This window comes from Leisingera sp. ANG-M1, from assembly GCF_000813745.1.
GTDB lineage: Bacteria > Pseudomonadota > Alphaproteobacteria > Rhodobacterales > Rhodobacteraceae > Leisingera.
In genome coordinates, this window is sequence record NZ_JWLC01000065.1 from 891 (window position 1) to 1,379 (window position 489).

The 489-nt window shown below is 65.8% G+C and carries 1 protein-coding gene; it reads right to left on the reverse strand.

Translation table 11 applies throughout. The features are described 5' to 3' along the window. On the reverse strand, nt 1–489 hold a 489-nt coding region (gene queG / locus RA19_RS25320), incomplete at both ends, for a tRNA epoxyqueuosine(34) reductase QueG (protein WP_039168693.1).

Below are 489 nucleotides of genomic sequence, written 5' to 3' on the forward strand. Positions count from 1 at the left end.
CCGCCACTGCTGCATCCGGATCTCCCGTCAACCCCTGCGCCACAGCGCGCAGTTCCGGCAGCCCGGAATTGCCGATGGCATAAAGCACATTGCGCACAAAGCGGTCGCGCCCGATGCGCTTGATCGGCGAGCCGGAAAACATCGCCCGGAACGCCGCATCATCCAGAACTGCCAGCTCCGCCAGCCTCGGCGCCTTCAGCTCGTCGCGCGCTGCATAGCGCATGTCGCTCGCCGCCACCGCAAACTTGTTCCAGGGACAGGCCGCCAGGCAGTCGTCGCAGCCATAAATCCGGTTGCCCATCTTCTCCCGCAGCTCTTCCGCGACCACCCCCTTGTGCTCGATGGTGAGATAGGAAATGCAGCGCCGCGCATCGACCTGGTACGGCGCCGGAAAGGCATCGGTCGGGCAGCTGTCCAGACAGGCCCGGCAGGAGCCGCAGCGGTCCGGCTCCGCCTTGTCCGCGGGCAGCTCCAAAGTGGTGAAAACAG